This is a genomic window from Cytophaga sp. (genome assembly GCF_051961495.1).
In the GTDB taxonomy this organism is placed as follows: domain Bacteria; phylum Bacteroidota; class Bacteroidia; order Cytophagales; family Cytophagaceae; genus Cytophaga.
On sequence record NZ_JBQCDF010000279.1, the window covers coordinates 1 to 3,987 of the forward strand.

Sequence of the window (3,987 nt, forward strand, 5' to 3'; positions counted from 1 at the left end):
GGTGCTGCAGGCGCCATTGAAGCAATCATCTGTATTCAGGCAGTACAAAAAGATCAGATTCCCCCTACCATCAACACAGAATCCATTGAAGCAGGCTACGAAAATATGAACCTGGTTCTGAACAAAGCCATTTCCAAGGAAGTAAATGTTGCCATCAGCAATACATTCGGATTTGGCGGTCATATTGCAGCCTTAATGGTGAAAAAAATAAAGAAAATAATTTGATTGTCTTTTTATAGAGGAATAACTAGATTACTTCTGGTAACGTATTCATACTTCAGGAAAAATATCTTTCATGGTAAAGCGTTTTATCCTTTGCATGAATTATAGTTACAGTCTATATAAATTTTATGTATGAAGAAGTTTCTGCTTATTTTATTCACTTATACAATTACCCATACTTTATTATTTTCACAGGATAGCATCCGCCAGAACCTGGGACCGAATATCAACAGCAAATACGATGATATAGGCCCGATCTTATCACCGGATGGTAAAACCATTTATTACGTTATCCAGGGTCACCCTTCCAATACCAAGTCCAACTATTATGACGATGCCGAAGATATCTGGTATTCTGAAATGGATTCTACAGGTCATTGGTCTAAAGCCAGGCACATGGGCAAACCGTTCAATCTGAGACGTTACAACAGCATTGAATCCATCAGTCCGGACGGTAACATCATATACATCCGTGGCGGTTATCAGAATGGTGAATATACAGGCACCGGGTTTTCATACCTGTTCAAAACAAAAACAGGCTGGAGTGATCCGCAGCAATTGGATATTCCTTCTTTTGAAGGAATGAGTAAAGGTGCTTACACATCCCTCTATGTATGCCCGGATGGTAAAACCCTGCTGTTGTCTTTTTCAAAATTTCCGGTGAAGAATTATAAAAATGTTTCAAAGGATGAGATCAATGATCTTTATGTATGTTTTAAAACCGGACCGAACAAATGGTCAAAACCACAGGCAATAAAAAACCTGAATACAAAAACATATACTGAATCAACGCCTTTCGTTGCATCTGATAACGCAACATTATATTTTTCATCGGATCGTCCGGGCGGCAAAGGCGGCCGCGACATATGGATGTCAAAGCGCTTAGATAATACCTGGCTCAACTGGTCTGAGCCCATAAACCTGGATGAACATATAAACACAACCGGCTGGGATGCTTACTATGCACTGGATGCCAAAGGCGAATATGCCTACATGGTTTCAAACAGATCCGGATATGGCTTGAGTGATATTGTACGAATCAAACTTAAAAACAACGAACGGCCAAACCCGGTTGTGCTTGTAAAAGGAAAAGTAGTAAACTCTAAAACCAAGCAACCAATCTCTGCAAGCATCACATACAATTCGTTAACCACGGGCAAAGAAATAGGTCAAGCCATATCAGACCCGGTCACAGGAAATTATAACATGGTTCTTCCTTACGGTGCCCAATACAGTTTCAATGCCAACGGTACCAACTATATTCCGGTATCCAACAACCTTGATCTGACTACCGTAGCTGAGTATAAAGAGATCAGACAGGATCTGCTATTGGTGCCGATTGAAGTAGGACAAACCATTCAGCTTACCAATATCTTTTTTGATATGAGTAAGTCCACGTTACGAAATGAGTCCATCGTAGAGCTTGACCGCCTGTACAATCTTCTTGTTGCCAATCCAACCATGGAAATCGAAATCGATGGACATACCGATAATGTTGGGGATCCGGCATTGAATGTGCAGCTTTCACTGGACAGGGCAACTGCTGTAAAAAAATATTTAGTAGGAAAAGGCATTGCAGAAAACCGCATCCTTGTGAAAGGCTTTGGCGGAGCAAAACCTGTAGCCAGCAATGATACAGAAGATTCTAAGAAATTGAACAGGCGCGTAGAGTTTGTCATTTTAAAACTTTAACACATCATTTAAATTTCTGTTTGTATGCCCTACGTAAATATTAAAATAACAGATGATGGAGTCACTCCCGAACAAAAAGCGGAGTTGATCAAAGGTGTAACAGACCTGCTGCAGAAAGTTCTGGATAAAAATCCTCAGACAACAGTTGTTGTAATCGATGAAGTACCAACAGATAACTGGGGTATCGGCGGAGAAACCGTTACAATAAGACGAAAAAAATAAATTCCATTGGAAAAATCACTGACCGCATATAAAGTTATAATACAACTTTCGAACAATGAGGTGCTGGTGCAGAAAGCAACCATCGGACAATTGAACAATATTCTCAATGCTTTTGAAAAAATATCCGTTGAGGTTGTGATGAACGGTTTAGGCATTGACCTTGTACTGCAGGAATCACCTTTCACCAATATACTTGAAGTACAGCATCAGAAGGGAATACAATTTACCGTTTGCCGGAATACACTGAACCAGAAAAATCTTACCGCCAGTAACTTCCTGCCCTTTGTTACAATAGTACCTTCAGCGCTGGCACATATCATTATTAAACAGCACGAAGGCTGGAGCTATATAAAAGCAGGCAGCTAGTAGAAAGTAAACAGTTGTCAGTAAACAGGCAAGTGACAACTATATATATTACTTTTTTAATGATCAGGTAATTGGCTACCCATTGAAATACTACTAAGCTAAATAAAAACAACATTGACATACCATTGAATAAGGAGGTTCCATAATTACTTCTTAAATGCATATAATTGATCCGGACTGATTCCATAATCCAGCGGTACATCCCAGGTATCGGCCTCAATGAGTTCATCTGTTGGCCGGAAAAAACTCAAGCCAACTTTGATAACTTCCGATTTACAATTCTGTAAGAAACGATCGTAAAAACCTTTGCCGTATCCTACCCGATTTCCTTTGCTGTCAAAAGCCAGCAAAGGCAGCAGCACCAGATCAATATCCTGTTCATGCACAGCAAGCCGTTCAACCGGTTCCGGTATGTTCCATCTGTTTGGAATATAAGTAGTAGACGGAGTAATACAAGTATGCAGCAGATCCTGTCCGTTGGTATCAATGATGGATGTACAGATTTTTATTTCGGGATGTTGTTCAAAAAAGAAATCAATCAGAAAAGAAGTATCTATTTCCGCTTTATCCGGAATAGAAATAAAAATATGAATCACTGTACAGTTCTTCCACAGATCAGATTTGATAAAGGTTTCAGCAATCGACTTGCTGTTTTCCCGTATCTCTCCGGTGGAAAGTTCCTTTCGTTTGCTGGTGTATAATTTGCGTGCAGCGTCTTTATTCATAACAGCACATTTGTATATTGAATGTACAAGGATCCAGCGACTCATATAGCTTTCCGATCAATGCTTCATCGTTCACCAGGAATGTAAATACCGATTCCTGACGCTCCTGCAGTTTTCCGTTCGGCAATATTTTATCACGTATGCCCAATACACTTTTGATCAGGTCTTCATGCTTGCGTTCTTCCGCTTTACGCAATTTTTTTTCAATATCATCCATTTGCTTCAAGGTTTTTGCCTTCTCTGCCTGGGCCCAGCTTTGCAGCGAACCATCAACCGTTGCAGCTATTTCCGTAATGCTGTCAAAAGCCCTGGTAATTTCGTTTACCTGGGTTTCGATTGAAATATCTTCCTGGATGGAACGTGAAACGATCACCTGCTTCAGATCAAATTCATTCAAAAACAATTCAGTAAGACTAACCTTTGCCTTTTTCAGCTTTGTATATTGCTGCCGGGTAATAACTCCGGAAAACATCCGCGGGAAGATTACAGGCAGGAACGTATTATATGCATGAAACACTTCTTTCAGCTGCAGCCAATAGGCAATTTCACCAGGACCGCCAACGTAAGCAATGTCAGGCAGGATGGTGCTTTCATACAACGGACGTAATACCACATTCGGACTGAACCGTTCCGGATGCTGAGCCAGCTCTGCTTTTATTTCTTCTACAGAAAAACGAATATCAGTATTGAGGATAGTAAAAACTTCTCCTTGTCTTTCAATACGTTCCCGGATGCTCTCTTTAATATAAAATAAATTAAC

At 40.2% G+C, this 3,987-nt stretch carries 5 protein-coding genes and 1 pseudogene; 4 read left to right on the forward strand and 2 right to left on the reverse strand.

Annotation, left to right across the window (positions count from 1 at the left end; genetic code table 11):
• The 4 genes and pseudogenes from ACTHJT_RS15650 to ACTHJT_RS15665 all read left to right on the forward strand — a co-directional run.
• Positions 1–225, forward strand: a pseudogene (locus ACTHJT_RS15650) (beta-ketoacyl-[acyl-carrier-protein] synthase II); the annotation flags it as partial.
• Positions 226–354: 129 nt separating this feature from the next.
• Positions 355–1,914, forward strand: a complete 1,560-nt coding sequence (locus tag ACTHJT_RS15655; protein ID WP_440239903.1) for an OmpA family protein — start codon at positions 355–357, stop codon at positions 1,912–1,914.
• Between the two features lie 24 nt (positions 1,915–1,938).
• Positions 1,939–2,136, forward strand: a complete 198-nt coding sequence (locus tag ACTHJT_RS15660; protein WP_440239905.1) for a tautomerase family protein — start codon at positions 1,939–1,941, stop codon at positions 2,134–2,136.
• Between the two features lie 6 nt (positions 2,137–2,142).
• Positions 2,143–2,502 carry a DsrE family protein gene (locus tag ACTHJT_RS15665; RefSeq protein WP_440239907.1) on the forward strand — a complete coding sequence of 120 codons (360 nt, stop codon included), beginning with the start codon at positions 2,143–2,145 and terminating at the stop codon, positions 2,500–2,502.
• A 146-nt stretch (positions 2,503–2,648) separates the two neighbouring features.
• Here the strand turns inward: ACTHJT_RS15665 and ACTHJT_RS15670 are convergent, their stop codons facing one another.
• Positions 2,649–3,227, reverse strand: coding sequence for a 5-formyltetrahydrofolate cyclo-ligase (locus tag ACTHJT_RS15670; protein WP_440239909.1), 579 nt, complete (start codon positions 3,225–3,227; stop codon positions 2,649–2,651).
• Positions 3,220–3,987, reverse strand: a 768-nt coding sequence (gene bshC, locus ACTHJT_RS15675) for a bacillithiol biosynthesis protein BshC (protein ID WP_440239911.1), incomplete at its 5' end; no start/stop codon positions are given. The genes ACTHJT_RS15670 and bshC, both read right to left, overlap by 8 nt.